This window comes from Rhodococcus sp. IEGM 27, from assembly GCF_033142305.1.
GTDB classification, from domain to species: Bacteria; Actinomycetota; Actinomycetes; order Mycobacteriales; family Mycobacteriaceae; genus Rhodococcus_F; species Rhodococcus_F oxybenzonivorans.
The window spans coordinates 90,001-114,301 of record NZ_JAWLSG010000012.1; the positions used below are offsets into that span (position 1 = coordinate 90,001).

Annotated in this window: 21 protein-coding genes and 2 tRNA genes; 16 read left to right on the forward strand and 7 right to left on the reverse strand. The window is 66.4% G+C overall.

All coding sequences use genetic code 11. The features are described 5' to 3' along the window. The first annotated feature begins 137 nt into the window (after positions 1 to 137). The 11 genes from gyrB to R4P95_RS28810 all read left to right on the forward strand — a co-directional run bounded on the left by gyrB (position 138) and on the right by R4P95_RS28810 (position 14,830). The gene (gene gyrB, locus R4P95_RS28760) at positions 138 to 2,180 is read left to right on the forward strand and encodes a DNA topoisomerase (ATP-hydrolyzing) subunit B (protein WP_159918449.1); all 2,043 of its coding nucleotides are present in this window, start codon (positions 138 to 140) and stop codon (positions 2,178 to 2,180) included. A gap of 416 nt (positions 2,181 to 2,596) precedes the next feature. Then, the gene (locus R4P95_RS28765; protein ID WP_317747266.1) at positions 2,597 to 5,464 is read left to right on the forward strand and encodes a sensor histidine kinase; all 2,868 of its coding nucleotides are present in this window, start codon (positions 2,597 to 2,599) and stop codon (positions 5,462 to 5,464) included. Further along, positions 5,461 to 5,877 (forward strand): roadblock/LC7 domain-containing protein, encoded by a 417-nt coding sequence (locus R4P95_RS28770; protein ID WP_109325319.1) that lies wholly within the window; start codon positions 5,461 to 5,463, stop codon positions 5,875 to 5,877. Before R4P95_RS28765 ends, R4P95_RS28770 begins: the two co-directional genes overlap by 4 nt. Before the next feature lie 7 nt (positions 5,878 to 5,884). Next, a complete protein-coding gene (locus tag R4P95_RS28775) occupies positions 5,885 to 6,259 on the forward strand; it encodes a DUF742 domain-containing protein (RefSeq protein WP_109325322.1) in 375 nt (124 codons plus the stop codon). Between the two features lie 13 nt (positions 6,260 to 6,272). After that, complete coding sequence (locus tag R4P95_RS28780) at positions 6,273 to 6,824, forward strand: GTP-binding protein (RefSeq protein WP_109334763.1); 552 nt, start codon at positions 6,273 to 6,275, stop codon at positions 6,822 to 6,824. 11 nt (positions 6,825 to 6,835) lie between these two features. After that, positions 6,836 to 7,678 (forward strand): MHYT domain-containing protein, encoded by an 843-nt coding sequence (locus tag R4P95_RS28785; RefSeq protein WP_317747267.1) that lies wholly within the window; start codon positions 6,836 to 6,838, stop codon positions 7,676 to 7,678. Positions 7,679 to 7,827: 149 nt separating this feature from the next. Beyond that, complete coding sequence (gene gyrA / locus R4P95_RS28790) at positions 7,828 to 10,350, forward strand: DNA gyrase subunit A (RefSeq protein WP_213575421.1); 2,523 nt, start codon at positions 7,828 to 7,830, stop codon at positions 10,348 to 10,350. Positions 10,351 to 10,613: 263 nt separating this feature from the next. Continuing rightward, entirely contained in the window at positions 10,614 to 11,735 is a 1,122-nt protein-coding gene (locus R4P95_RS28795; protein ID WP_397517770.1) for a DUF3566 domain-containing protein, read from the forward strand. A 108-nt stretch (positions 11,736 to 11,843) separates the two neighbouring features. Further along, positions 11,844 to 11,917 (forward strand) — tRNA-Ile (locus R4P95_RS28800). Between the two features lie 120 nt (positions 11,918 to 12,037). Beyond that, a tRNA-Ala gene (locus R4P95_RS28805) sits at positions 12,038 to 12,110 on the forward strand. A gap of 152 nt (positions 12,111 to 12,262) precedes the next feature. After that, positions 12,263 to 14,830, forward strand: a complete 2,568-nt coding sequence (locus R4P95_RS28810) for an AMP-binding protein (protein ID WP_397517771.1) — start codon at positions 12,263 to 12,265, stop codon at positions 14,828 to 14,830. 15 nt (positions 14,831 to 14,845) lie between these two features. On the opposite strand, the gene R4P95_RS28815 is transcribed toward R4P95_RS28810, so the two are convergent. The 3 genes from R4P95_RS28815 to R4P95_RS28825 all read right to left on the reverse strand — a co-directional run bounded on the left by R4P95_RS28815 (position 14,846) and on the right by R4P95_RS28825 (position 18,503). Next, positions 14,846 to 15,886, reverse strand: a complete 1,041-nt coding sequence (locus tag R4P95_RS28815) for an ABC transporter ATP-binding protein (RefSeq protein ID WP_317747273.1) — start codon at positions 15,884 to 15,886, stop codon at positions 14,846 to 14,848. After that, positions 15,883 to 17,391, reverse strand: a complete 1,509-nt coding sequence (locus R4P95_RS28820; RefSeq protein ID WP_317747305.1) for an iron ABC transporter permease — start codon at positions 17,389 to 17,391, stop codon at positions 15,883 to 15,885. Before R4P95_RS28820 ends, R4P95_RS28815 begins: the two co-directional genes overlap by 4 nt. 80 nt (positions 17,392 to 17,471) lie before the next feature. Then, on the reverse strand, positions 17,472 to 18,503 hold the full coding sequence (locus tag R4P95_RS28825) for an iron ABC transporter substrate-binding protein (RefSeq protein ID WP_317747275.1): 1,032 nt from the start codon (positions 18,501 to 18,503) through the stop codon (positions 17,472 to 17,474). 146 nt (positions 18,504 to 18,649) lie between these two features. On the opposite strand from R4P95_RS28825, the gene R4P95_RS28830 reads away from it, so the two are divergent. Further along, positions 18,650 to 19,231 (forward strand): chorismate mutase, encoded by a 582-nt coding sequence (locus R4P95_RS28830; protein ID WP_317747276.1) that lies wholly within the window; start codon positions 18,650 to 18,652, stop codon positions 19,229 to 19,231. A 46-nt stretch (positions 19,232 to 19,277) separates the two neighbouring features. Here the strand turns inward: R4P95_RS28830 and R4P95_RS28835 are convergent, their stop codons facing one another. Both R4P95_RS28835 and R4P95_RS28840 read right to left on the reverse strand, forming a co-directional pair. After that, positions 19,278 to 19,742 (reverse strand): hypothetical protein, encoded by a 465-nt coding sequence (locus R4P95_RS28835; RefSeq protein ID WP_109325329.1) that lies wholly within the window; start codon positions 19,740 to 19,742, stop codon positions 19,278 to 19,280. Positions 19,743 to 19,906: 164 nt separating this feature from the next. Beyond that, positions 19,907 to 20,344 carry a hypothetical protein gene (locus R4P95_RS28840; protein ID WP_317747278.1) on the reverse strand — a complete coding sequence of 146 codons (438 nt, stop codon included), beginning with the start codon at positions 20,342 to 20,344 and terminating at the stop codon, positions 19,907 to 19,909. A 102-nt stretch (positions 20,345 to 20,446) separates the two neighbouring features. Here R4P95_RS28840 and R4P95_RS28845 point away from each other — a divergent pair, with 102 nt between their 5' ends. Further along, on the forward strand, positions 20,447 to 20,974 hold the full coding sequence (locus R4P95_RS28845; protein WP_109325333.1) for a peptidylprolyl isomerase: 528 nt from the start codon (positions 20,447 to 20,449) through the stop codon (positions 20,972 to 20,974). 12 nt (positions 20,975 to 20,986) lie between these two features. Continuing rightward, complete coding sequence (locus R4P95_RS28850; protein WP_317747279.1) at positions 20,987 to 21,928, forward strand: rhomboid family intramembrane serine protease; 942 nt, start codon at positions 20,987 to 20,989, stop codon at positions 21,926 to 21,928. Here R4P95_RS28850 and R4P95_RS28855 read toward each other — a convergent pair. After that, the gene (locus R4P95_RS28855) at positions 21,922 to 22,377 is read right to left on the reverse strand and encodes a PH domain-containing protein (protein ID WP_159918462.1); all 456 of its coding nucleotides are present in this window, start codon (positions 22,375 to 22,377) and stop codon (positions 21,922 to 21,924) included. The genes R4P95_RS28850 and R4P95_RS28855 overlap by 7 nt on opposite strands. Positions 22,378 to 22,450: 73 nt before the next feature. Next, positions 22,451 to 22,714: a cell division protein CrgA gene (gene crgA, locus R4P95_RS28860; RefSeq protein WP_109325346.1), complete on the reverse strand. Its 264-nt coding sequence runs from the start codon at positions 22,712 to 22,714 to the stop codon at positions 22,451 to 22,453. A 120-nt stretch (positions 22,715 to 22,834) separates the two neighbouring features. Here crgA and R4P95_RS28865 point away from each other — a divergent pair, with 120 nt between their 5' ends. Beyond that, positions 22,835 to 23,536 (forward strand): DUF881 domain-containing protein, encoded by a 702-nt coding sequence (locus R4P95_RS28865; protein WP_317747280.1) that lies wholly within the window; start codon positions 22,835 to 22,837, stop codon positions 23,534 to 23,536. A gap of 54 nt (positions 23,537 to 23,590) precedes the next feature. Further along, positions 23,591 to 24,244: an aminodeoxychorismate/anthranilate synthase component II gene (locus R4P95_RS28870; RefSeq protein WP_317747281.1), complete on the forward strand. Its 654-nt coding sequence runs from the start codon at positions 23,591 to 23,593 to the stop codon at positions 24,242 to 24,244. The last annotated feature ends 57 nt before the right edge of the window (positions 24,245 to 24,301 follow it).

The following is a 24,301-nucleotide window of genomic DNA, read 5'->3' on the forward strand; positions in this document are numbered from 1 at the left end:
CTCTTGTGGCCGTGGCGTACCAGTATGATGGCCGAGGTAACTAGCGGCAAGATTCCCGACTCTCGTTCTCCGCAGGCCCGGACAGGGCGGCGGACGCGTGTGCCGGGTAGTGGACGGAGAAGGAGAGCTACCCACCCGTGGCTGCCCAGAAGTCAGACAAAAGCACCTCCAGCAAGGACTACGGCGCTTCTTCCATCACCGTCCTCGAAGGACTCGAAGCAGTTCGTAAGCGACCGGGTATGTACATCGGTTCCACCGGTGAACGCGGTCTGCACCACCTGATCTGGGAAGTCGTCGACAACTCGGTCGACGAGGCCATGGCCGGCTACGCCAGCAAGGTCGAGATCACCCTTCTCGAGGACGGCGGGGTCCAGGTCGTCGACGACGGTCGTGGCATTCCGGTCGGAATGCACGCGTCCGGAGTTCCCACCGTCGAGGTGGTCCTCACCCAGCTGCACGCCGGCGGAAAGTTCGACTCCGACTCGTACGCCGTCTCCGGTGGTCTGCACGGTGTCGGTATCTCCGTGGTGAACGCGCTGTCCACCACCCTCGAGGTCGACATCAAGCGCGACGGCTTCCGCTGGACCCAGACTTACACGGATTCCAAGCCCGGTGAACTCGTCAAGGGCGAGCCCACCAAGGAAACAGGAACGACCGTCCGGTTCTGGGCCGATTCGAACATCTTCGAGACCACGACCTACAGCTTCGAGACGGTTGCGCGGCGCCTGCAGGAAATGGCATTCCTGAACAAGGGCCTGACGATCACGCTCACCGACGAGCGCGTCAGCGACGCCGAGGTCACCGAGGAGGTCGTCAGCCAGGTCGCGGAAGCGCCGAAGACCGCGGAGGACGAGTCGGCCGAGGCGCAGTCCCCCGCCGTCCACAAGGTCAAGACCCGCATCTACCACTACCCGGGCGGTCTCGAGGACTACGTGCGGCACATCAACCGCACGAAGCAGCCGATCCACAACTCCGTCGTCGGGTTCACCGCGAAGGGCACCGGCCACGAGCTCGAGGTGGCAATGCAGTGGAACTCCGGTTACTCGGAGTCGGTGCACACGTTCGCCAACACGATCAACACCCACGAGGGCGGCACCCATGAGGAGGGTTTCCGGTCGGCGCTGACCGCAACGGTCAACAAGTATGCGCTCGACAAGAAGCTCCTCAAGGAGAAAGACCCCAAGCTGACCGGTGACGACATTCGTGAGGGTCTCGCGGCCATCATCTCGGTGAAGGTGTCCGAGCCGCAGTTCGAAGGACAGACCAAGACCAAGCTCGGCAACACCGAGGTCAGGTCCTTCGTGCAGAAGGCGTGTAACGAGCACCTGTCGCACTGGTTCGAGGCCAACCCCGCGGACGCGAAGACCATCGTCAACAAGGCGGTGTCCTCGGCGCAGGCGCGCGTGGCGGCACGTAAGGCACGCGAGCTCGTGCGTCGCAAGAGCGCCACCGACCTCGGTGGTCTACCGGGCAAGCTCGCCGACTGCCGGTCCAACGACCCCAGCAAGTCGGAGATCTACATCGTGGAGGGTGACTCCGCAGGCGGCTCGGCCAAGTCGGGGCGTGACTCGATGTACCAGGCGATCTTGCCGCTGCGCGGAAAGATCATCAACGTCGAGAAGGCGCGCATCGACCGTGTCCTGAAGAACACCGAAGTCCAGTCGATCATCACCGCGTTCGGCACCGGAATTCACGACGAGTTCGATATCGCCAAGCTCCGGTACCACAAAATCGTGCTGATGGCCGACGCCGACGTCGACGGCCAGCACATTGCAACGCTGCTGCTCACACTGCTGTTCCGATTCATGCGGCCGCTGGTCGAGCACGGGCACGTCTACCTCGCGCAACCGCCGCTCTACAAGCTCAAGTGGCAGCGCAGCGACCCGGAGTTCGCGTACTCCGATCGTGAACGCGACGTCCTGGTCAAGGCCGGTCTCGAGGCGGGCAAGAAGATCAACAAGGATGACGGCATCCAGCGGTACAAGGGCCTCGGCGAGATGAACGCCAAGGAACTGTGGGAGACCACCATGGATCCGTCGGTGCGTGTTCTGCGTCTCGTCACCCTCGACGACGCCGCCGCCGCCGATGAACTGTTCAGCGTCCTCATGGGCGAGGACGTGGAGGCCCGGCGAAGCTTCATCACCCGTAACGCCAAGGACGTTCGCTTCCTCGACGTGTAGGTATCGGGCGTAGATCCACACCGAAGTCGTTGCAGCCACCGGCGGGCAGAGCCCCCGGTGGCTGCGCCGTATACGGGGTGACCGATGCCTCGACTCCGCGACGATCTCGACTGCGCCGCGCGGTTCTGTGTAGCCTGGGCCGCTGATCAACCCGCAGAAACGGGAACGTACGAGATCAGTGGTGCGCATGTTACTCGAAAGTAAGAGTCGGTGAAGTTCTGTGGTAAAACGGTCCCCGTAGGGACGTGATGAACTCGTTACATTCGGAGATGGGTGCGCCGGGCAGCGCCGCACGGCGCAACTGATCGATCACTTCCCTCCGTCGTCACGTGTCATCGCGGCCGACCGTCTGCTGCCGCGGGCGTGGTTTCGAACACCGACCCGCGATCGATGAATGGGTGGAAAGGAAGCGTGGGATGAGCGACGATTCGCCGCCCCGGGCAAGGTTCTGGGATATCGAGGGCTGGGGGCTGCGATGGAAGGTCACTGCAGTCCTCGCGGTCCCCGTCACGGTCGCCATGGTGCTCGGTGGGCTCCGAGTGCAGAGCGAACTGAGCAACGCCGTTCACTTCACCGAGGCTGCCGACCAGATCGTCGGCGTCCCCGACATCGTGGCCCTCGAGGCAGCGATGGGCACCGTCGCCAGCGGTTATGCATCCGGCACGCTCACCAAGGAAGACCGGGAAATCACGGAGACACTGATGGCTGAGGTGTCCGAGCAGGCCCGCAACCCAGAGCTTCAACCGAACGTTGCCTCGTCGATCCGCCAGACGGTGTCGGATGGGCGTGCACTTCTGAACCTGATGGACTCCCCAGGGGTCAGCGCTGACCTGATCGCGGAACGAAACCAAGTGTTCGCAAAGGATTTCATTGGTGTAGTGGACAACATCGTGCGGCCGATTGACGACAGTGAAGTGGTCGACAAGGGATACCTGCTGTCCAGCGCGTGGCAGGCGCAGCGCAGGTTGTTCGATCAGGCTATGGGTCTCATCGCGGTCAAGGACGCCTACGCGGGCCCGCAGGGCCGGGAGAAGGCGCGAAACGGCGACCTTCCCATGTCGTCCGTGGTCGCCGCGGCCGGTGCCGAAACCAGCCTTCTCGACGTTCTGAACAGGTACTACCCGAAGGACGATGCTCGGCTCACGACCCTGCGCGACAACACCGCGGCCCGCAACACGCTCATCGATCAGGGTCTTGCCGATGCAGCGCGGGGCGGGGTCCTCCCCATCTTGCAGCTGCGTTCCTCGCTGATCGGCAGCCGTGACGTCTACCAGGAGCTGACGAGCGAGGCTGCGCAGGACATCGCCGCCACGGTGCAGACGCGGGCAGCAGAGACTCGGTCCGCCGCGCTGCGCGATACCGCCATCGTCCTCGGCACACTGCTCGCCGCTCTCGTCCTGGCACTCCTCGTGTCGCGGTCGCTGATCGGCCCGATTCGACGACTGCGGTACGGCGCCCTGAAGGCGGCCCGCCGCGACCTGCCGGATGCGATCGAGCAGATCAAGTCCAGCGACGATCCGAGAGATCTGTCATTCGATCCGGTGGCCGTGCACTCGACGGAGGAGATCGGACAGCTCGCCCGCGCCGTCGACGACATCCACGGTCAGGCCCTCAAACTCGCCGGTGAGCAGGCGCAACTGCGCCTCCAGATCAACGACATGTTCGAAACCCTCGCCCGCCGAAGCAAGTCGCTGGTCGACCAGCAGCTCGGACTCATCGAAAACCTCGAGTTCGAGGAAAAGGACCCGAAGCGACTCGAGAGCCTTTTCCGGCTCGACCACCTGGCAGCGCGTATGCGCCGAAACGGCGAGAACCTCCTCATCCTGGCCGGTACCCGGGTGCGTCGTTCCCAGGCGGCGCCCATTGCTCTCGGCGACGTTCTGCGTGCCGCGATCTCCGAGGTGGAGGACTATCAGCGCGTCCAGATGGGAGCGACACCGGAAGGTGCCCTCAGTGGTGCAGTCGTCACCGACGTCGTCCACCTTCTCGCCGAACTCGTCGACAACTCGCTGCGGGCCTCACCCCCCGACACGGTGGTCACGTTCAGCTTCGCCCGGGCGGTCGACGGCGGGGTGCTCCTCGAGATCGCCGACCGCGGCATCGGTATCCCGGCCGACGACATGCGGGACATCAACGAGCGGCTCGCATCCGGCGGCGAGGTCGGTCCGGAGACGGCACGCCACATGGGTCTGTTCGTGGTGAGCCGGCTCGCCAAGCGGCACGGTCTCACGGTGCGGCTGCGGTCCACTTTCGACACCGCACGGAACCCCGGCGTGACCGTGAGTATTCACATTCCCAACGCACTGATCGTTTCGCAGGCGGCTCGTCAGGACACCGGCTCACAGCGCAAGATCAACCAGGCGCCCGTCCGGGCGGCCATCGCAGCGCCCGCGCCTCGGCGGGACAACGCGCAGCAGCCCTCTACCCGGGGCGCTCTGCCCACCCGCACGCCGCAGTCTCGGCCGGATCCGACGCCCACCACCGCCGCACCCGCCGTCACCACGGCGTTGGGGACGAGCCTGCCTCGTCGTCAGCCCGGCGCGAGCGGTATCGCCGGCGACTCAGGTACGCCGGCCGCGGTATCGAACGGTCAGTCGCCGGACACCATGAACGTCCGCGGAACCGGCGCCATGCCGAAACTGCCCGTGCGACGACCGCAGGCGGCTACCCCCACAACGCCGGCTGCCCCCGAAACGCCGGCTGCCCCCGAAACGCCGGCTGCCGGACCTCGATTGCCGCAGCTCCCGCGGCGCGAAGACCGGCCCGTGCCGGATCGTTCGGCGTCTACGACGACGCCCCCCGCATCCGGTGATCAGGCACCCGTGCGGCACCGCTACCGCACCGACCCGGCCAAGACGGCGTCGTTCTTCCAGTCCCGGATCGATCCGCCTCCGGCGGAGGCGGTGCAGCGGCCCGGCGGAGGTACTCCGATCTTCGCCGACATGGTGTCCGACTGGCTCACCGATCCGACGGGAGACGAAGGCGCCCCCGGTGTCTGGCAGTCCGCCGGTGACGCGGGCTGGTCCGCCGTCGAGCGGGTCACGTCGGCCCCCGTCGAGGTGGACCCCGAGATCGGCCTGCCGAAACGTCGGCCCGGCGAACGCCTGCTTCCCGGCACGGTCGAGGGCGCGCACAATACGGGGACGCTGCGACGCGTGCGCGATCCTGAGACAATTCGCGCGAATCTCAGCCGTCACCAACAGGGCGTCCGAAACGGCAGGGCCACGAGGCTCGCGCAACGCGACAGTCTTGCGGAACGCAACAGTATTGAAGGAGACCGATGAACACCGCTCATGGATCCGACGTCACGCGACCTCTCGACTGGTTGGTGTCCAACTTCGCCAGCGACGTACCCGGCGTCTCCCATGCCGTGCTCGTGTCGGCGGACGGCCTCCTCATGGCGGCCAGTGCCCACCTGCCGATCGACCGGGCCGAGCAGCTCGCCGCGGTGACCTCGGGGCTCGCCAGCCTGTCGGCGGGGGTGTCACGCCTCTTCGAAGGTGGTGGAGTGCTTCAGTCGGTGGTGGAGATGCAGCACGGCTACCTGCTGTTGATGAGCGTCGGTGACGGATCTCATCTCGCCACCCTCACGGATGCCGAATGCGACATCGGGCAGGTCGGGTACGAGATGGCCATCCTCGTCGATCGCGTCGGCGCGTCGGTCGAGGCGACGCCGCGCACTCCGCAGGGCCTCTGACTCCGAGATGGCCATGGACGACCAGCACTTCGAGCATCCGGGACCGAATATCGTTCGCCCGTACTCGCTGACGTCGGGGCGAACCCGGCCGGCGGTCGAGCTCGCTCTCGAAGCATTGATCCAGGCGTTGCCACAGTCGGTGGACCGGCAGTGGGAACTCGACGACGTCAACGCGGCCATCGTCGCGTTGTGTCAGCAGTCGCCTTCGGTCGCCGAGATCGCCGCTCGGGTCGGGGTGCCCTTGGGGGTGGCCCGCGTCCTGGTGGCCGACCTCGTCGAGGCTGGTCATCTGCAGATCCTGGCAACCCTGAAGGAAGATTCGACCGACTCCGAACGTCGTGAACTCATCGAAAGGGTCCTCAGTGGACTTCGCGAAATCTGAACCCCGCAACCGGGTGACCTCGACCAAGATCGTGATCGCCGGTGGGTTCGGCGTCGGCAAGACCACGCTGGTCGGTGCTGTCTCCGAGATCGTCCCCCTGCGGACCGAGGCGCTCGTCACCAACGCGAGCGACGGCGTCGACAACCTGGCTGCCACCCCGCAGAAGGGCACGACCACGGTCGCGATGGACTTCGGTCGCATCAGCCTGGCCGACGACCTGGTCCTGTACTTGTTCGGAACGCCGGGTCAGCACCGGTTCTGGTTCATGTGGGACGACCTCATCCGCGGCGCGATCGGGGCGATCGTCCTGATCGACACCCGCCGCCTGGACGAGAGCTTCGCGGCGGTCGATTTCTTCGAGGCCCGTCGCCTGCCGTTCCTGGTCGCGATCAACGAGTTCGACGACGCGCCGCGTTATCCGATCGAGGACATCCGGGCGGCGCTCGCGATTTCGGAGGATGTGCCGATCATTCCCATCGATGCCCGCGATCGGGAGTCGGCGAAGCAGGCGCTCGTGGCGATCACCGAATATGCACTGACCAAGCTTCACACGGCCGTGTACTGAGGATTCGAACAATGTCGGACGAGTTACAGCAGTTCTCCATGGGCACGTGGGTGGTCGGTCTTGCCGTGGTCACCGCGTTCATCGGCCTCTTCGTCGGTATCGCCAGTGGCCGCAAGGCGATGACGGCGACGAGTCCGCGCCAGCGCTACCTCTGGCTGGCGTGGGGCGCGTTGTCGATCGGTGGCATCGGGGCGTGGCTGCCGCACTACGTCGCAATGGTCGGGCTCGAGGTCGCGGGTACCACCCTGCGTTACGACGCACTGTGGATCGCGGTGTCGTTCGCGGTACCGGTGCTCGCAGCCGGCGTGGCGTTGCTGATCGTCAGTCCGCCGCCGAGTAAGCATCGGCGGCCGACCACCTCGGTGGAGATCAGCCGGCTGGCCGCAGCTGCCGTGATCCTCGGTGTCGGGCTCGCCGGCATGCACGTGGCTATCGTCTCCTCGCTCGTGATCCAGGGATCCGTGAGCTTCGACCCGATACTGACGGGCGCCGCAGCGGTAACAGGCCTGGTCATCGGTGCTGCGATCATGTGGTCGATCTCGATTCTCGATTCGCGGGCCCTGCGTCTGGTTGCGGCGCTGGTGCTGGCGGCCGCCCTGGTGGCCATGCACTACACGGGTGTGTTCGGTGTGAGCGTGACGGTCGATCCGGAGGCTCCGCGCCCCGACGGTCTCGAGGTGTTTTCAATCCTGTTCCCCGTCTTCGTGCTGGGCATGCTGGTAGTGACGATCCCGATCACGGCGCTGCTGATGGCGCCCGACCGGGTGGCTGCCGAACTCGAACTCGAGGCCGACATGCTGGCCGCCGAATCGGTCGCGGCCGAAAGCCGCGGTAGGGAACTGGAACTCCGGTAGCGGACACGCGGAACCCGCCCTGTTCAGGAGTGCATCCGAGTCCTTCACCGTTCCAGCTGACCTGCACCTATAGACTCGGGTGGTTGCGTGACGTCGTGCAGGACCACTCGTCCGCGAGGAGACGTCAAGCCGAGTAGAAGAAGGAGCTCATGACTGACACAACGTTGCCGCCGGAGGGACCGGGGCACGACCGCATCGAGCCCGTCGACATTCAGCAGGAGATGCAGAGCAGCTACATCGATTACGCCATGAGCGTGATCGTGGGTCGCGCGCTGCCCGACGTGCGGGACGGCCTCAAGCCGGTGCACCGGCGTGTCCTGTACGCAATGTACGACAACGGTTACCGGCCCGACCGCGGTTATGTGAAGTCTGCGCGACCGGTGGCCGAGACCATGGGTAACTACCACCCCCACGGTGACGCTTCCATCTACGACACCCTCGTGCGCATGGCGCAGCCGTGGTCGCTGCGCTACCCGCTCGTCGACGGTCAGGGCAACTTCGGTTCCCGCGGTAACGACGGCGCCGCAGCCATGCGATACACGGAGTGCCGCCTGACTCCGCTGGCCATGGAAATGCTGCGTGAGATCGACCACGAAACGGTCGATTTCGCTCCGAACTACGACGGCCGGACGCAAGAGCCGACAGTTCTCCCCAGCCGTATCCCCAACCTGTTGATCAATGGTTCCGGTGGCATCGCCGTCGGTATGGCCACCAACATCCCGCCGCACAACCTCCGCGAGGTAGCCGAGGCGATCTACTGGGCTCTGGAGAACTGGGAGGCCGACGAGGAGTCCACCCTCACGGCCGTCATGGAACGGGTCAAGGGACCCGACTTCCCGACACACGGCCTGATCGTCGGTGGTCAGGGCATCCATGACGCGTACACCACGGGTCGCGGATCGGTGCGGATGCGCGGTGTGGTGGAGATCGAGGAAGACGCCAAGGGGCGCACCACGATCGTCATCACCGAACTGCCGTTCCAGGTCAACCCCGACAACCTGATCACGTCGATCGCCGAACAGGTCCGCGATGCCAAGATCGCCGGCATCTCCGACATCCACGACGAGTCCTCGGACCGTGCGGGTATGCGCATCGTCGTCACCGTCAAGCGTGACGCGGTCGCGAAGGTCGTTCTCAACAACCTGTACAAGCACACTCAGCTGCAGACCAGCTTCGGGTGCAACATGCTGTCCATCGTCGACGGTGTGCCTCGCACGCTGCGCCTGGACCAGATGATCCGGCACTACGTCGTCCACCAGGTCGAGGTCATCCGCCGTCGTACCGAGTACCTGCTCCGCAAGGCCGAAGAACGCGCGCACATCCTGCGCGGACTCGTCAAGGCGCTCGACGCCCTCGACGAGGTCATCGCCCTGATCCGCGCCTCGCAGACGGTCGACATCGCTCGCGCCGGCCTGATGGAACTCCTCGACGTCGACGAGATCCAGGCCGATGCGATCCTCGCCATGCAGCTGCGTCGTCTCGCGGCACTCGAGCGTCAGAAGATCGTCGACGAACTCGCCGAGATCGAACGCGAGATCGCCGACCTGCAGGACATCCTCGCCAAGCCCGAACGCCAGCGTGCGATCGTGCGGGACGAGCTGAAGGAGATCGTCGACAAGCACGGCGACGATCGACGCACCCGCATCGTCGCGGCCGACGGTGACGTGGCCGACGAAGACCTCATCGCCCGCGAAGACGTCGTCGTCACCATCACCGAGACCGGCTACGCCAAGCGCACCAAGACCGACCTCTACCGCTCGCAGAAGCGCGGCGGCAAGGGTGTGCAGGGCGCCGGCCTCAAGCAGGACGACATCGTGTCGCACTTCTTCGTCAGCTCCACGCACGACTGGCTGCTGTTCTTCACGACGAAGGGCCGCGTGTACCGGGCCAAGGCCTACGAGCTTCCGGAGGCGAGCCGCACGGCGCGCGGCCAGCACGTGGCCAACCTGCTGGCCTTCCAGCCGGACGAGCGGATCCAGAGCGTCATCAAGATCAAGACCTACGAGGACGCGCCGTATCTCGTCCTCGCCACCCGCAACGGCCTGGTCAAGAAGTCGAAGCTCACCGATTTCGACTCCAACCGGTCCGGCGGCATCGTCGCCGTCAACCTGCGCGGTGAGGACGAACTGGTGGGCGCCGTGCTGTGTTCCGCCCATGAAGACCTTCTGCTGGTGTCGGCGAAGGGGCAGTCGATCCGTTTCTCGGCCACCGACGAGGTGCTGCGCCCGATGGGCCGCGCCACGTCCGGTGTCCAGGGCATGCGGTTCAACGAGGACGACGAGCTGCTGTCGCTCAACGTCGTGCGCGAAGGCACCTATCTGCTGGTCGCGACGTCGGGCGGGTACAGCAAGCGCACTCCGATCGAGGATTACGTGCCACAGGGACGAGGCGGAAAGGGCGTACTCACGATCCAGTACGACCCGAAACGTGGCACCCTGGTCGGAGCGCTCATCGTGAACGATGACGACGAGCTCTACGCGATCACCTCGGGCGGTGGCGTCATCCGCACCGCCGCCAAGCAAGTCCGCAGGGCCGGTCGGCAGACCAAGGGCGTTCGGTTGATGAACCTCGGGGAAGGCGACACCCTGCTCGCGATCGCGCGCAACGCCGACGAACCCGACGAGCCCGAAGACAACGCCGAGAGCAGCGGCAAAGGAGCTAAGGAGTCCTAGTGAGCACTCCCAACCAGCCAGGCGGTGACAAGCCGAGCGCGGGTTCTGCCGGGTCGGCGGCCTCCGAGCAGCACACCACCCGCACGCCCGAGAACGGCTCTGCCCGGTCGAACCCCACCTCGGGTTCGACCCCCGGTCAGGCGCCTGCGGGTCGTGGGCCCGGCCCCGCGGCAGGTCCCGCTGCCCGGCCCGGCGCCGCGCCGCCGCAACATCAGGGGCCTCGTACCCAGGCTCCCCACACGCAGGCCCCCCAGGGTCGGCCCTTGCCGCCTCAGCAGGGACGGCCCGCTGAGGGTGCTCCCGGCCGTCAGGGACCGCCCCAACAGGCGCCTGCCGACCGTGCCGCCGGCAACCAGGCGCCCGCCCGCAGCCAACCGCCCGGCAACCCTGCTCCCGGTAGTACGGCTCCGGCCGATCCGGCAGGCAACCGGGCACCTGCGTCCGGCGCTCCCGTCGACGGTGCACAGCCCGTTCGGGGAAGTCAGGCACCGCCGTGGCAGCGGGGGATGCAACGAGAGCCACAGACCAACCTGAAGCGGCCGCTGCAGGGACAGCCGGGGCAGCCCGGCTCCCAGCAGCGCCCGCGTCCCGACTCCCCGTCGTCCGCTACGGCTGGTGCGGGCACCGCTGCTGCCGCAGCAGGGGCGCCGAGCGCGCCGGGTGCACAGAAGCCGTCCACGGCGGCGCCCACCACGCCGCCGGGGGCACCGACTCAGGCCGTTCCCGTCCAGAAGGGACCCCCGGCCGCGCCGAAGGGGCAGCCCGCTCCCGCCCAGGGGCGGCCGTCCAGCGCTGCTGCCGCTGCCGCCGGCGGTGTCACCGGTACCGCTGCTGCGGCCGCGGTGTCGCAGCGGGAATCGGCCAAGGCCAAGGCGTCCGCGATCGACGGGCCCACCCGGCACATCAATCGTGACGTGCTCCCCAAGGACATGCCCGACCTCTCCGAGGCGAAGCACCCACTGCCTGCGTCAGCGGCCACCGGGCAGCAGCCGAAGGTGGCCGCCGCCCCCCAGCGCGTCGGAGAGGGCGAGGCTCTGCGGGCGACGGTGCAGATCCGCAAGGTCGACCCGTGGTCGACGCTGAAGATTTCCTCGGTCATCTCGGTGTCGCTGTTCTTCGTGTGGATGGTCGCGGTCGGCCTGCTGTACGTCGTGCTGGACGGTATGGGCGTCTGGGACCGGCTGAACAACGCGTTCACCGACATCGTGGCGGAGTCGAGCTCGGAGGGGCTCGTGACGGCCGGCCAGGTCTTCGGTTATGCCGCCGTCATCGGACTCGCGAACATGGTGTTGTTCACGGCGCTCGCCACCATCGGGGCGTTCATCTACAACCTCTGTTCCGACCTCGTCGGCGGTGTCGAAGTGACGCTCGCCGATCGAGACTGAACTGGGAAAAGGCAGTCTCACCGGACCGGTTTTGGTATCTGCCGGTCCGGTGGGGTAATCTTCCGACTCGGTTCAGGGAACTGCGCAAGACTGGTTTCCAGACTTCAGGGGCCTATAGCTCAGGCGGTTAGAGCGCTTCGCTGATAACGAAGAGGTCGGAGGTTCAAGTCCTCCTAGGCCCACTCCTGGTGCCGGTGAAAGGTCATACGCATGAAGGTCCTCCTGATCGTGGGAGCCGGAGTGCTGGTGACGATAGGACTCACCAAGTTGCTGCGCAGCAACGAGGTGTGGCACGAGGTAACGGGGCCTTAGCTCAGTTGGTAGAGCGCTGCCTTTGCAAGGCAGATGTCAGGAGTTCGAATCTCCTAGGCTCCACAGAAGAATGCACGTAAAGCCACCTCCCGAATTCGGGTAGGTGGCTTTCGTGCTTCACTGACCTGCCCCGGGTCCCGCCTGCTGCGTACCTCTTCACGGGTGAGGCAGGGCAGCGCTTCTACACTGGGTCGGTGCCGCGTCCGTTCGACCGTATGGAACGTCCCGGCGTGCCCTTCGCGCGTCGCCTGGACGAGTACGGCGACGCCCCGGCACTGATCACGCCGGACGGCACGGTCACGTACAGCGAGCTCGCCGCGCGGGTCGAAGCCCGGGCTCGTCAGCTGGGCGGCATCCGGCGCCTGGTGTTGATCTGCGGTGCCAACGACGTCGAAACGATTGCCACCTACCTCGCGTCCTTGGCAGCAGGCCATCCCGTCCTGCTCGCGCCGGGCGACAAAGCGGCCGGCGCCGACGCGTTGATCGCCACCTACCGACCCGACGTCGTCGTACGCAGGGACCCCAGCGGTCGGATGGCTGTCGAGGAACTGCATGCTGGGTCCGCGCACGTGATGCACCCCGACCTCGCGTTGTTGCTGAGCACCTCCGGTTCGACCGGGTCGCCGAAACTCGTCCGCCTTTCCCATAGCAATGTGCAGAGCAATGCGGAGTCGATCGCCGAGTATCTCGACATCAGGTCGAGCGATCGGGCGGCGACAACCCTTCCTATGCACTATTGCTACGGCCTGTCGGTCATTCACAGTCATCTGCTGAGCGGTGCGGCCCTGGTATTGACGTCGCTGTCGGTGGCCGACGCCGATTTCTGGGAGCTGTTCCGCGCGCACGGCGGCACGAGTTTCGCGGGCGTGCCCTACACCTTCGACCTGCTGGACCGTGTCGGGTTCGACGGACTGGATCTGCCCGGCCTACGATATGTGACGCAGGCCGGTGGACGCCTCGCGCCGGACCGCGTGCGGAAGTATGCCGAATTGGGTCGGCGCCGCGGCTGGGAGTTCTTCGTCATGTACGGGCAGACGGAGGCGACTGCCCGGATGGCGTATCTGCCGCCGGAGCTCGCCACGAGGCACCCGCACACCATCGGCCGGGCGATCCCCGGCGGATTCTTTCGGATCGAGGCCGTCACCGACGCCCCCGAAGACATCGGCGAGCTTGTCTATTCGGGTCCCAACGTGATGCTCGGTTATGCCGAGGGTCCCGAGGACTTACGTCTCGGTGACGTTCTGGGTGGCGAACTACGCACGGGTGACCTCGCCCGCTGTCGCCGAGATGGGTTGTACGAGGTGGTCGGGCGACGCAGCCGCTTCGCCAAGGTCTACGGGCTGCGGATCGATCTTGCATTGGTCGAGTCGACGCTGGCCGAGCACGGCCACCGCTCGTGCTGTGTCGGCGGGGCGGAGGAACTGATCGCGGCCGTCGAATCCGGTAGTGATCTGGAGGGCGCAAGGCAGGTCGCTGCGCGGGCCGCCGGGCTGCCGATCGGAGCGGTCCGTGTGTGCGCCGTCGACGAGCTGCCGCGGACCGCCACGGGCAAGCCCGACTATTCGGCGGTGACCGCGCTGGCGGGGCGGCCGGAGCCGGCGCAGCGTGCCTGCCGGGAAGAGCGCGCCGATGCGGACGCACTGCGCGCGCTGTATGCCGAAGTCCTCGGCTGCCCGAACGTCACGGATGACAGCTCGTTCGTCAGCTTGGGTGGAGACTCGCTCTCCTACGTCCGTATGTCGTTGCGGCTCGAGCAGTTGCTCGGCTACCTACCCGAGAACTGGCACACCACACGGATTCGCGACTTCACACCGCGCCGCGGACGCCGACGACCGTCAGTGGAGACCAATGTTCTGCTCCGCGCGGTCGCGATCGTTCTCATCGCCGGCTCGCATATTCATCTGTTCACGCTTCTCGGTGGGGCGCACGTGCTCCTCGGCGTTGCCGGTTACAACTTCGCCCGGTTCCACCTGAGTTCGGCGGGGCGTAACGAGCGGCTACGCCATACTCTCGTGAGCGTCGGCCGGATCGCCGTTCCGAGCATGGTGTGGCTCGGGTGTGTCATAGCCCTGACAGGGGAATACCGGATCACCAGTGCATTCTTGCTCAATGGAATTCTCGGTCCGCCCGGCTGGACGATCGAGTGGCGATACTGGTTCGTCGAGGCAATCGTGTACATCCTCCTCGCCGTCGTCGTGCTGCTCTGTATTCCGTTGGTGGACCGCACTGAGCGCACCTATCCGTTCCTCTTTCCGATGGGACTCGTCGCGGTCGGCCTGCTCACCAGGTACGGGGTGATCGACATCGACGACACGCGCAACCGCATCCTCACCGCTTCGGTCGTTTTCTGGTTCTTCGCGCTGGGCTGGGCTGCCGCCAAGGCGACGACCATGTGGCACCGCATCTGCGTCACCGCGGCGATCGTGGCAACGGTGCCCGGATTCTTCTTCGGCGACACCAGCCGCGAGATCATCGTCATCGGCGGGCTGTGCCTGCTGGTGTGGCTGAGGTCTGTGCGCTGCCCGACAGTGCTGAGCCGAGTGGCCGGGGTGCTGGCGAGCGCCTCCCTCTACATCTACGTGACGCACTTCCAGGTGTACCTCCCGCTTCGCGACGACCACCCCTGGCCGGCGCTGGCGCTCTCGCTGCTCGTCGGCGTCCTGTACTGGCAGGCGGTTACCTTCGTGCTTCAGCGGGACCGCCGCGCCGCCCTCTGGTCGGCAGCACGTCGGGTACTGCCCTGGGAGAGACCACCGATTCCGACGCCGAACACGGCTCGATAGAAGGCTCGGCCATTTTCACTGCTGGTAGGCCACTCCCGTACCGAGAACCCGTATTCCGACGCGCTCGCCGGGCGTGAGCGCGGTGGCACCGAAGCGGCGCACCGTGACCCGTTCGGAGACGACGCCATCCGCGGTGTCGAGGCGGATACCGAGCAGCATCTCCGAGCCCAGATACTCCACATCGACGACCGTCCCGGCCACGCCGGCACCGTCCGCGGTCACTTCGATCTGCTCCGGCCGCAACATGACGCGAGCCTCACCCTGTACACCGTTCGCGATCACGGCCACGTCACCCAGCGCGCACCGGGCACGCTCGCCCTCGACGTGCGCGGACAAGACGACGGCGTCACCGATGAACTCGGCGGTGGGAACGTCGATCGGCGCGGAATAGATTTCCCGGGGAGTACCCACCTGCGCGAGCCGGCCGTCGCTCATCACCGCCACTCGGTCGGCGAACGAGAGCGCCTCGGGCTGGTCGTGGGTGACGAGGATGGTGGTGATGCCTGCCTTGGCGAGCACATCGGCGACGATCCTCCGGGTATTTGCGCGCAGGCCGGCATCGAGCGCGGAGAACGGCTCGTCGAGCAGCATGAGCTCCGGTTCGCGTGCCAATGCCCGCGCGAGCGCCACCCGTTGCTGTTGCCCGCCGGACAGCTGGTCGGGGCGCCGGGTTGCGTACGAGTAGTCCAGTGACACCATCTCGAGCAATTCGGTGATTCTGGCTCGGGTGCGCGACCGCCGGGGCAACCCGAACCCGACATTCGCGGCCACCGTGGCGTGCGGGAACAGTGCGCCGTCCTGGGCCACGTACCCGACCGACCGTCGATGCGCGGGAATCCACTCGCCGCCCGCAACAACCCGGCCGCCCAGTGTGATGGTGCCGGCATCGGGTCTTTCGAACCCCGCGACGAGGCGGAGCAACGTGGTCTTACCGCAGCCGGACGGGCCCACGATTGCCGTCGTAGATCCTGCCTCCACCGAAAAGGCGATGTGCCGAAGGACGTTCGTGGTGCCGAACGACTTGTCGAGTCCGTTTACCTCGAGCGCGTATGTCATAGCCCGGCAACCTTTTTCGACTGAGTGAAGAGCACATACGTCACGGGCAGCGACAGAACGATCATGAGTAGCGCGTACGGAGCCGCGCCCGCATAGTCGATCTCACTGCTCAGCGACCAGAACTGCATGGACAGGGTGCGAGTTCCGGTGGGCGCGAGCAGGAGAGTGGCCGTCAGCTCGTTCACCACACCGAGAAACACCAGTGCCCCGCCCGCGGCGGTTGCCGGCGCGGCCAGCCGCAACGTCACGCGCAGGAATGTCCACAACGGCGAGACGCCCAAAGACCGTGATGCCTCCTCGAGCCCGACCGGGGCCTGGGCGAGGCCCGCCCGCACATTGACCAGGGCGCGCGGCAGGAACAACAGCGTGTACGCCGCGATCACGACTGCCACGGTTTGGTACAGAGGACGGAAATAGTGGATCGCGATCGTGACGAACGCCAGCGCCACCACGATGCCCGGCAGGGAACTGGAAATGTACGTCGTGCCCTCGAGGAATCTGCTGAACCGTCCGCGGTGGCGAATCGAGATCCAGGCGATGGGAAAGGCGAGCACGCACGTGACGACGGCACCGGTCACCCCGAAGGCGAGCGTCTGCGCCAGCGCCGACGCGACGGCGTCCAGCTCCCAGACGGCAGTCCCGCCGACGACGAGCCATCGCACGACACTGATGACGGGCACTCCCAGAGACAGTGCGATCACCATTCCGAGAAACAACAGGGCAAGGGGCTCGTAGCGGAAGCCGAGGTCGGCGGGCACCACTGCCCGCGGCGCGCCCGCTCCCACCCGGGCGTATCGGGCGCTGCCCCGCACGACCGCTTCGATTACCAGCAACGTGAGGCAGAGCAACACGAGAACCCCCGCCAGCATCGTCGCCGCGGCTCCGTTGAAGGTCGATTGGTACTGCTCGAAGATGGCCGTCGTGAAGGTGTCGAACCGAATGAAGACGAAGGCGCCGTACTCGGCGAGCAGGTGCAGGGACACCAGGAGCGCTCCACCCGCGATGGCCAGTCGCAGCTGCGGCACCACCACTCGGAAGAACACCGCCCACGGTCCGAGCCCGAGTGCACGCGCGGACTCCTCGACGGCGGGGTCCAGCCTGCGGAGGATCGCCGCAGTAGGGATGTAGACCAACGGAAAATAGGACAGGGTCGCGATGAGAACGCCGCCGGGTAGCCCGCCGAGCGACGGAATTGCCGTCACCCACGAGTAGCTGTTGACGAAAGCCGGAACTGCCAGCGGTGCCGCGAGGAGCACTGCCCACACCTTCGCCCCCGACACCCGCGTGCGCTCGACGAGCCACGCGGCGACGACGCCGACGGCGATGCAGATCGGCACCGTCACCAAGACCAGAAGCACGGTGTTCCCGAGCAATTCGCGTACCCGGGGTCGAAACAGCAGTGCCGACGCGGTCGCCCAACCGGTGTCGATGCTCTGCGCGACCACGTAGCCGAGCGGGATGAGCGACACGGCGACGACGACGACAGCGGCGAGGGCGAGGGGGATCGGGGGACGGCCGGAGCGGGCAGTCGGGCGGCGCCTCGTGTCCGGGTCTCCCGCCCGCGCTCTGCCGATCGGTGCAAGGTTCAGAGCAGACCGGCTTCCGTCATCAGTTCGGTGACCTGCGGGCTGTTGAGCTTCGCGGGATCGACCGGCGGGGCCTGCAGGTCTGCCAATGGAACCAGCTCGGGGTTGGCGGGCACGTCACTGGCCACCGTGTACTCGAACGAAGTTCCGGTTTGCAGAACTTCCTGTCCCGACTTACCCGTGACGAACTTCAAGAACTGCTGCGCGGCATCCTGATTCGAGCTGGACTTCAGAACTCCACCGCCCGAGACGCTGACGAATGCACCCGGATCCTGATTCCTGAAGTAGTGCAGAGCGACGTTGTTGCTGTTCTCCCCGGTCTTGGCCTGGTCGCCGAACCAGTAGTAGTGGTAGATCACTCCGCCCGGGACTTCTCCGGCATTGACAGCCTTCATCACCGTGTTGTTGCCCTTGTAGGTGCGGACGTTCTCCTTCATCCCGGCGAGCCACTGACGGGTCGCATCCTCGCCCCTCAGTTCGAGCAGCGCACTGACGATGGCCTGGAAGTCGGCCCCCGACGGCGACGCCGCCCAGCGGTCTTTCCACGCTGGGTCCTGCAGGTCGAGCAGCGACTTCGGGAGCTGGTCCTGGGGCAGTTGGTCCTTGTTGTACGCGAAGACGGTGGACCGCGCGGCGATACCGGTCCAGGCACCGCTCGACGGCCGGTACTGGCTGGGCACCTGATCGAGGACATCCTGGTTCACGTCGGCGAACAGGCCGGCATTCTCCACGAGGGTCATTGCCGGTGAGTTCTCGGTGAGGAACACGTCGGCCGGCGATTGGTCCCCCTCCGCGACCAGCTGGTTGCCGAGTTCGGTGTCGCTCCCGTTGCGGAGTTCCACCTCGATGCCGGTCTCGGCCGTGAACGCGTCAGCCCATTCCTGAGTCAGCGACTCGTGCTGCGCGTTGTAGACAGTGAGCGTGTCGGCGTCGGACGAGGACTCCGAGCCGGAACCAGAGCACGCTGACACTGCCATCATCGCGGCGGTGGCGAATGCGATCCCCGCCATCAGTCGGATCTGCTTTCTCATGACATCCATCCGTCCTGTGTGTACGCCGGACCGCGCCTGGCCCTCGCGATGATCGTACTGTCAGGCTTGCCAATCCTAAGGGGATTGGGAACCTGCTTCCGGCATCTTTCGGCAGCGTGCGGTGGATTCGGTCGATACATTGAGTCATGCCGTTCCGCGTCCTGCGCCGCGCCGCTGTCGTCCTCGCATTCTGTGGTGTCGTTGCCGGGATCGGCGGTCCCGCCGCGAGCGCCGAGCAGGAGGGCCGTCCGCTCCAGCCGATCGTGGAGGCCGTTGCTCTGCGTCTGACGACAGCAGACACGGTGGCCGCGTCCAAGTGGCGAAGCAATGCACCCATCGACGATCCGGCCCGCGAGGAACAGGTCCTTGCGTCGGTCACGGCCCAGGCTCTCGACGAGGGTCTCGACGCAGCCCGAGTGCACCAGATATTCCGGGACCAGATAGAGGCCAACAAGGACGTGCAGCGGGCTCTGTTCGCGTGGTGGAGTGTCTCACCCGGTTCCGCGCCCGCGATCGGCCCCGACCTGTCGCAGGTGCGTCCGGTGATCGACCGGCAGAACACTCGGATTCTCGATCAGATGCAGGAGCAAAAGGCAGTGCTGGCCGGAACCGGCTGTCTACCCGCACTTCTCGACGCCGCTGGTGCAGTCGGGCAGACTCTCGGCCCGCTGCACCAAGCGACGTTGGCGCGTGCACTCGTCTCCCTCTGCGGTCCGGTCGCACCGTAACTGGGTCCTACACAACCGTTTCGAGAGATCGACGCCCGTCAGCCCGTCACGCGATGAACGTTCCGATCGCCGGATTCGCCTGACAGATCGGGCTGCTACCGAAGTTGATCGAGCCGAATGCCGTCGCGATCACGTTGCCCACGCCGGTGTTCACCGTGGCCGACAGGAACGGGTACACGCCACGCAGATCGACGATCCCGGAGCGGCCGTTGTCCGTGTTCACCCAGGCGACGGTGATCTGCGCGGCGGCGGGAATCGGCGGAGCGGCGGGGCGCGATTCGAAACGGATGTCGCCGTCGGCGATCGGCGGCGACGCCTCCGGTCCGGACTGCCCCGTGAGCGCCGTCAGCGACATCAAGCTGCCCTGGTTCGGACACCCGATGGTGAGGGCCGGACCACCGAACGGATGAGGCGGGTCGGCCGCAGCGGTGCCGGCGGACAACACGGTGGCGCAGGCGGCGACCGGAAAGGTGATGGCGGCGATGCGGTGGACGAAACGTGCGACGGTCATGACGACTCCTCGGAACGGTCCTCGCGGATGATTCGCTTGGGGATACCCCTGGTACAACGCATGAAACAGGGTTGCCCGAAAGGGTGGTCCGATCCTTCAGCCGTCCGACTGGAGTCCCGCCGACCTCCACCGGATACGCGCGGTGGTGGTCGGCGAGTGACGCGTCAGTTCGTGGTGGGTGCCGACGTGATGTCGGGGGAGGCGAGCTTGGCCGAGTTCTGCTCTTCGAGATCCTCGAGGCGCGGCGGAGCGGTAGCGATCGGGGGATGTTCACGGCGGCTGATCTTGAACAGCACGGCGCCGCCTGCGATGAGGGAACCGATGAGGACACCGATCGCGAGGCGGCGTCCCCGCGCCGACTTCGTTCGCGTCGCCGTCGAGTCTCCGGGGGTCAGCGACCCCACGACGCCCTGCGCTGCCTTCTTCACCGGGGTGGTTCGCGCGCGGGTGTAGCCCTTCTTCGCCAACGAAACACCCTGGCGGCCCAGGAACAGGCCGGCCGATCCGGTTCCGGTGGCCGCAGTGAGAGCGGCCGAACGTGCCACACGCAGGGCCTGATCGACAGCCTCTGATTTCGTCGAGTACTCCGTCGCTCGTGTCATGTCCCCACTTTGTCACAAGACGGGGGCTCGCGAACGGATCGAAAGGCGCCCGATCCCACCGCGGAGGAACCACCGGCAACCGCACAATGGCACGATGGTGGGGTGACTTCACCACATCAGACCGCAACCGCAACGCTGCACACCAACCGCGGCGACATCAAGATCGCGCTCTTCGGCAACCACGCTCCGAAGACCGTCGAGAACTTCGTCGGCCTCGCGCAGGGGTCGAAGGAGTACACCACCGCCAACGCAGGCGGCACCAACTCCGGCCCGTTCTACGACGGCGCCGTCTTCCACCGCGTCATCGACGGCTTCATGATCCAGGGCGGTGACCCCACGGGCACCGGCGCCGGTGGTCCGGGCTACAAGTTCGGTGACGAGTTCCACCCCGAGCTGCAGTTCGACCGCGCCTACCTGCTGGCCATGGCCAACGCGGGCCCGGGCACCAACGGCTCGCAGTTCTTCATCACCACCGGCCCGACGCCGCACCTCAACCGTCGTCACACCATCTTCGGTGAGGTTGTGGACGAGGAGTCGAAGAAGGTCGTCGACGCCATCTCCTCCACCGCCACCGACCGGTCCGACCGCCCGTTGGAGCCGGTCGTGATCAACAGCGTTTCGATCGCGTAAGGAACACCAGACATGACCAACCCCGGCTGGGGCGGTGCTGCGAACGAGGGCACGCCGCCCCAGCCGCGGTGCGTCCGGCATCCCGACCGTCCCACCGCGTTGTCCTGCAATCGGTGTGGCCGCCCGTCGTGCCCCGACTGTCTGCGTGAGGCCTCGGTCGGTTATCACTGCGTCGACTGTGTCGCCGCCGGCCGGCGCGACGTCCGGCCCGTGCGGGGTGTCGCCGGGAACACGGTGGTGCCCGGCCGTGTGACGCCGATCGTCACGTACACGCTGATGGGCCTCAACGTTCTCGCTTTCCTCGCAACTGCGGCGCAGTCACGCAGCATCCTGCACAACGAGAGTCCGTCGCCGCTGTTCTCCGACTGGGCGCTCAATCCCGGGTTGGTGGCCGACGGCCAGTGGATCCGGTTGCTCGGCAGCGGCTTCCTTCATTTCGGTCTGATCCATCTGGCCGTCAATATGTTCGCCCTCTACATATTGGGCCGCGATACCGAACTGATCCTCGGTCGCGCCCGCTACACGGCGGTGTACCTCGTGTCGCTTCTGGGCGGGTCGGCGTCCGTGATGGCGTTTCAATCCGTCTTCTCTTCGGGTGGCGGATTGAGTTGGACTGCCGGCGCATCGGGCGCAATCTTCGGCCTGATGGGTGCCCAGGCCATCATCTTGCTCCGCTTGCGTCGCAGCCCCGCCCCGATCGTGTCGGTGATCGCCATCAACGTGATCATCAGCCTGTCGATCCCCGGAATCTCGTTCTGGGGGCACCTCGGCGGCCTGGTCGCCGGCGCTCTCGCCACCGCCGGAATTCTCTACGGTCCTCAGGTGCTCGGTGTCGGCAACAACCGGGAGCGCGCCGTCACCGTCGGCTGGCTCTGCCTCGGCGCGGTTCTTATTGCGACGCTGGGCGTGATCGCCGTGCGCATCGTGCAGCTGCGCGCCCAACTCGGCTACTGACGGGACTCCGGGCCTACCAGGCGGTGAACGGAAAGGGCATCGAACACATCTTCCGGATTGGTACCCAGATCCCACCGCCCGAAGATCAGCAGGCGTTCGGTGCCGTCGGGGGCCCGAACGTCGATCTCGAGCATCGGCACCCGGCGTCCCAGCCGCGGGTAGCGGACGATTCGCGCGCGCTCGATGTCAGACCGGTGGTACGTGCGGCGACCGCTCAAGCGGCCCACCACGATGCGTCCCGCGTTCCGATCCACCGCGAGCCGGGGGCGCTGACGTCCCGCAGACGCCGCCGTCAGAAGTAGGCCGAGGGCGGCCACGGACACGAGAAGTCGCCCCGCCGGTTCCGTCGACACCAACAGGCCCGCGGCGCCCAGCACCACTCCGCCGATCGCGAGGGCGGCAACAGCGCTGAGCGGAGTGGACCACTGCAGCGGCGCGTCTTCAGTCATGGTCGGCCGACCTGCGGTTATCCACAGGGGTTGTCCACATTGGGGATGAATGACATCGGTGTAATTGGCTGTCTCAGCGCCAGCGCATCGTCATGATCAAACCCACCACCATGAAGCCGAACCCGATGAGGAAGTTGTAGGCCCCGAGGTCGTTCATCCAGGTGAGCTGATCGGCGGCCAGGTAGTAGACCAGCAGCCAGACCAGCCCGACCAGCATGAAGCCCAGCATCACCGAGACGTACAGCGTGCTCGACGGACCTGCCTTCACCTTCACCGGTGTGCGGCTCGCAGGGTTGATCGTGTAATCGGTCTTCTTCCGGACCTTCGACTTCGGCATGACGTCCTCGTTCGTGCGGTTCTACAGGAATGTGTGCAGGTAGATTCGAACTACCTGCGTTGCTGTACACGCTAACGTAGCCGCGATTCACAGGGCGAGGACGAGGGGACGTAAAAACCGGTGACCAGGTCCAACTTGTGGCGGATCGCCGTGCTGGTGGTGTGTCTGGTGGCCGGATTGCTGGTGGCCACCACCAGGGAGGTGTCGCACGGCAACGAGATTCGCGCCGGTGACTCCACTCGACTGTCCGACCTCGTCCGCAACGCCCAGGCCGAGACGGACGACGTGGCCGAGACACGCGACCGGCTGGCAGCCGAGGTGGAGTCGCTGCAGCAGGAGGCCGCCGCCTCCGACACCGGGGTCGCGCAGGTGCTCGCCGACACCAAAGCCCTTGCCACGGACGCCGGGCTCACCCCGATGACCGGGCCTGGAGTCACCGTCACTCTCACCGACGCCCCCCGCGCGGCGGACGGGAAGTATCCGGTGGACGCAGCCCCGGACGATCTCGTCGTGCACCAGCAGGATGTCCAGAGCGTGCTGAACGCTCTGTGGGTGGGCGGTGCCGAGGCCGTCGGCATGCAGGACCAGCGGATCGTCAACACGTCGGCGCCGCGGTGTATCGGCAACACGCTGTTGCTGCACGGACGCACCTACAGTCCGCCGTACGTGATGTCGGCGATCGGCGACCCGGCCCGCCTCGAGGCGGCATTGGCCAATGAGCCGGGCATCCGGGTGTTCAAGCAGTACGCCACGCGGTTCGGCCTCGGCTATTCGCAGACGGCGTCCGGCCAGTTGACCGTGCCCGGATACGCGGGGCACTGAGTTTCAGCGGTCCCGGGTGCGTACCGAACAAAGGGCGCAGAATACCCTGGTCCCATGAGGATTCTCGTCGTCGACAACTACGACAGCTTCGTGTTCAACCTGGTCCAGTACCTCGGGCAGCTGGGAACACGGGCCGTGGTCTGGCGCAACGACGATCCGAACCTCACCGGGCCGAAGGCGATAGCGGCCGCAGCAGCCGACTTCGACGGCATCCTGCTCAGTCCCGGACCCGGCACACCGCAGCGGGCGGGCGCCACGATGGACCTCGTGAAGGCTTGCGCCGACTCCCGCACCCCGCTGCTCGGAGTCTGCCTCGGCCATCAAGCCATCGGAGCCGCGTTCGGTGCCACCGTGGACCGGGCACCGGAACTGCTGCACGGCAAGACCAGCGTCGTCCACCACAGCGGGAGCGGTGTCCTGGCCGGCCTGCCCGATCCGTTCACCGCCACGCGCTATCACTCACTCACCGTTCTCGAGGACACCATCCCGGACGAACTCGAGGTGACGGCCCACACGGACAGCGGCATTGTCATGGCTATGCGACACCGGGATCTTCCCATCCACGGTGTGCAGTTCCACCCGGAGTCCGTGCTCACGCAGGGCGGGCACCGGATGCTGGCCAACTGGCTCACCGTGTGCGGCGACGCCCCGCAGGACTCGCTGGTCGACACCCTCGAGGCCGAGGTCGCGGAGGCGCTGGGGGCGTAGCCCCCGTGAGTGGTTGACGAGTGCTGAGACTCGTCAACCACTCACAGGCGGCGGAGC

Coding starts and splice junctions, on each gene's coding strand:
- R4P95_RS28870 (WP_317747281.1), top strand. CDS start 23,591: ATGAGGATTCTCGTCGTCGACAACTACGACAGCTTCGTGTTCAACCTG.
- R4P95_RS28830 (WP_317747276.1), top strand. CDS start 18,650: ATGCCGTTCCGCGTCCTGCGCCGCGCCGCTGTCGTCCTCGCATTCTGT.
- crgA (WP_109325346.1), bottom strand. CDS start 22,714: ATGCCGAAGTCGAAGGTCCGGAAGAAGACCGATTACACGATCAACCCT.
- R4P95_RS28855 (WP_159918462.1), bottom strand. CDS start 22,377: ATGACTGAAGACGCGCCGCTGCAGTGGTCCACTCCGCTCAGCGCTGTT.
- R4P95_RS28775 (WP_109325322.1), top strand. CDS start 5,885: ATGGCCATGGACGACCAGCACTTCGAGCATCCGGGACCGAATATCGTT.
- R4P95_RS28815 (WP_317747273.1), bottom strand. CDS start 15,886: ATGACATACGCGCTCGAGGTAAACGGACTCGACAAGTCGTTCGGCACC.
- R4P95_RS28765 (WP_317747266.1), top strand. CDS start 2,597: ATGAGCGACGATTCGCCGCCCCGGGCAAGGTTCTGGGATATCGAGGGC.
- R4P95_RS28770 (WP_109325319.1), top strand. CDS start 5,461: ATGAACACCGCTCATGGATCCGACGTCACGCGACCTCTCGACTGGTTG.
- R4P95_RS28785 (WP_317747267.1), top strand. CDS start 6,836: ATGTCGGACGAGTTACAGCAGTTCTCCATGGGCACGTGGGTGGTCGGT.
- R4P95_RS28810 (WP_397517771.1), top strand. CDS start 12,263: ATGGAACGTCCCGGCGTGCCCTTCGCGCGTCGCCTGGACGAGTACGGC.
- R4P95_RS28835 (WP_109325329.1), bottom strand. CDS start 19,742: ATGACCGTCGCACGTTTCGTCCACCGCATCGCCGCCATCACCTTTCCG.
- R4P95_RS28840 (WP_317747278.1), bottom strand. CDS start 20,344: ATGACACGAGCGACGGAGTACTCGACGAAATCAGAGGCTGTCGATCAG.
- R4P95_RS28825 (WP_317747275.1), bottom strand. CDS start 18,503: ATGAGAAAGCAGATCCGACTGATGGCGGGGATCGCATTCGCCACCGCC.
- gyrA (WP_213575421.1), top strand. CDS start 7,828: ATGACTGACACAACGTTGCCGCCGGAGGGACCGGGGCACGACCGCATC.
- R4P95_RS28850 (WP_317747279.1), top strand. CDS start 20,987: ATGACCAACCCCGGCTGGGGCGGTGCTGCGAACGAGGGCACGCCGCCC.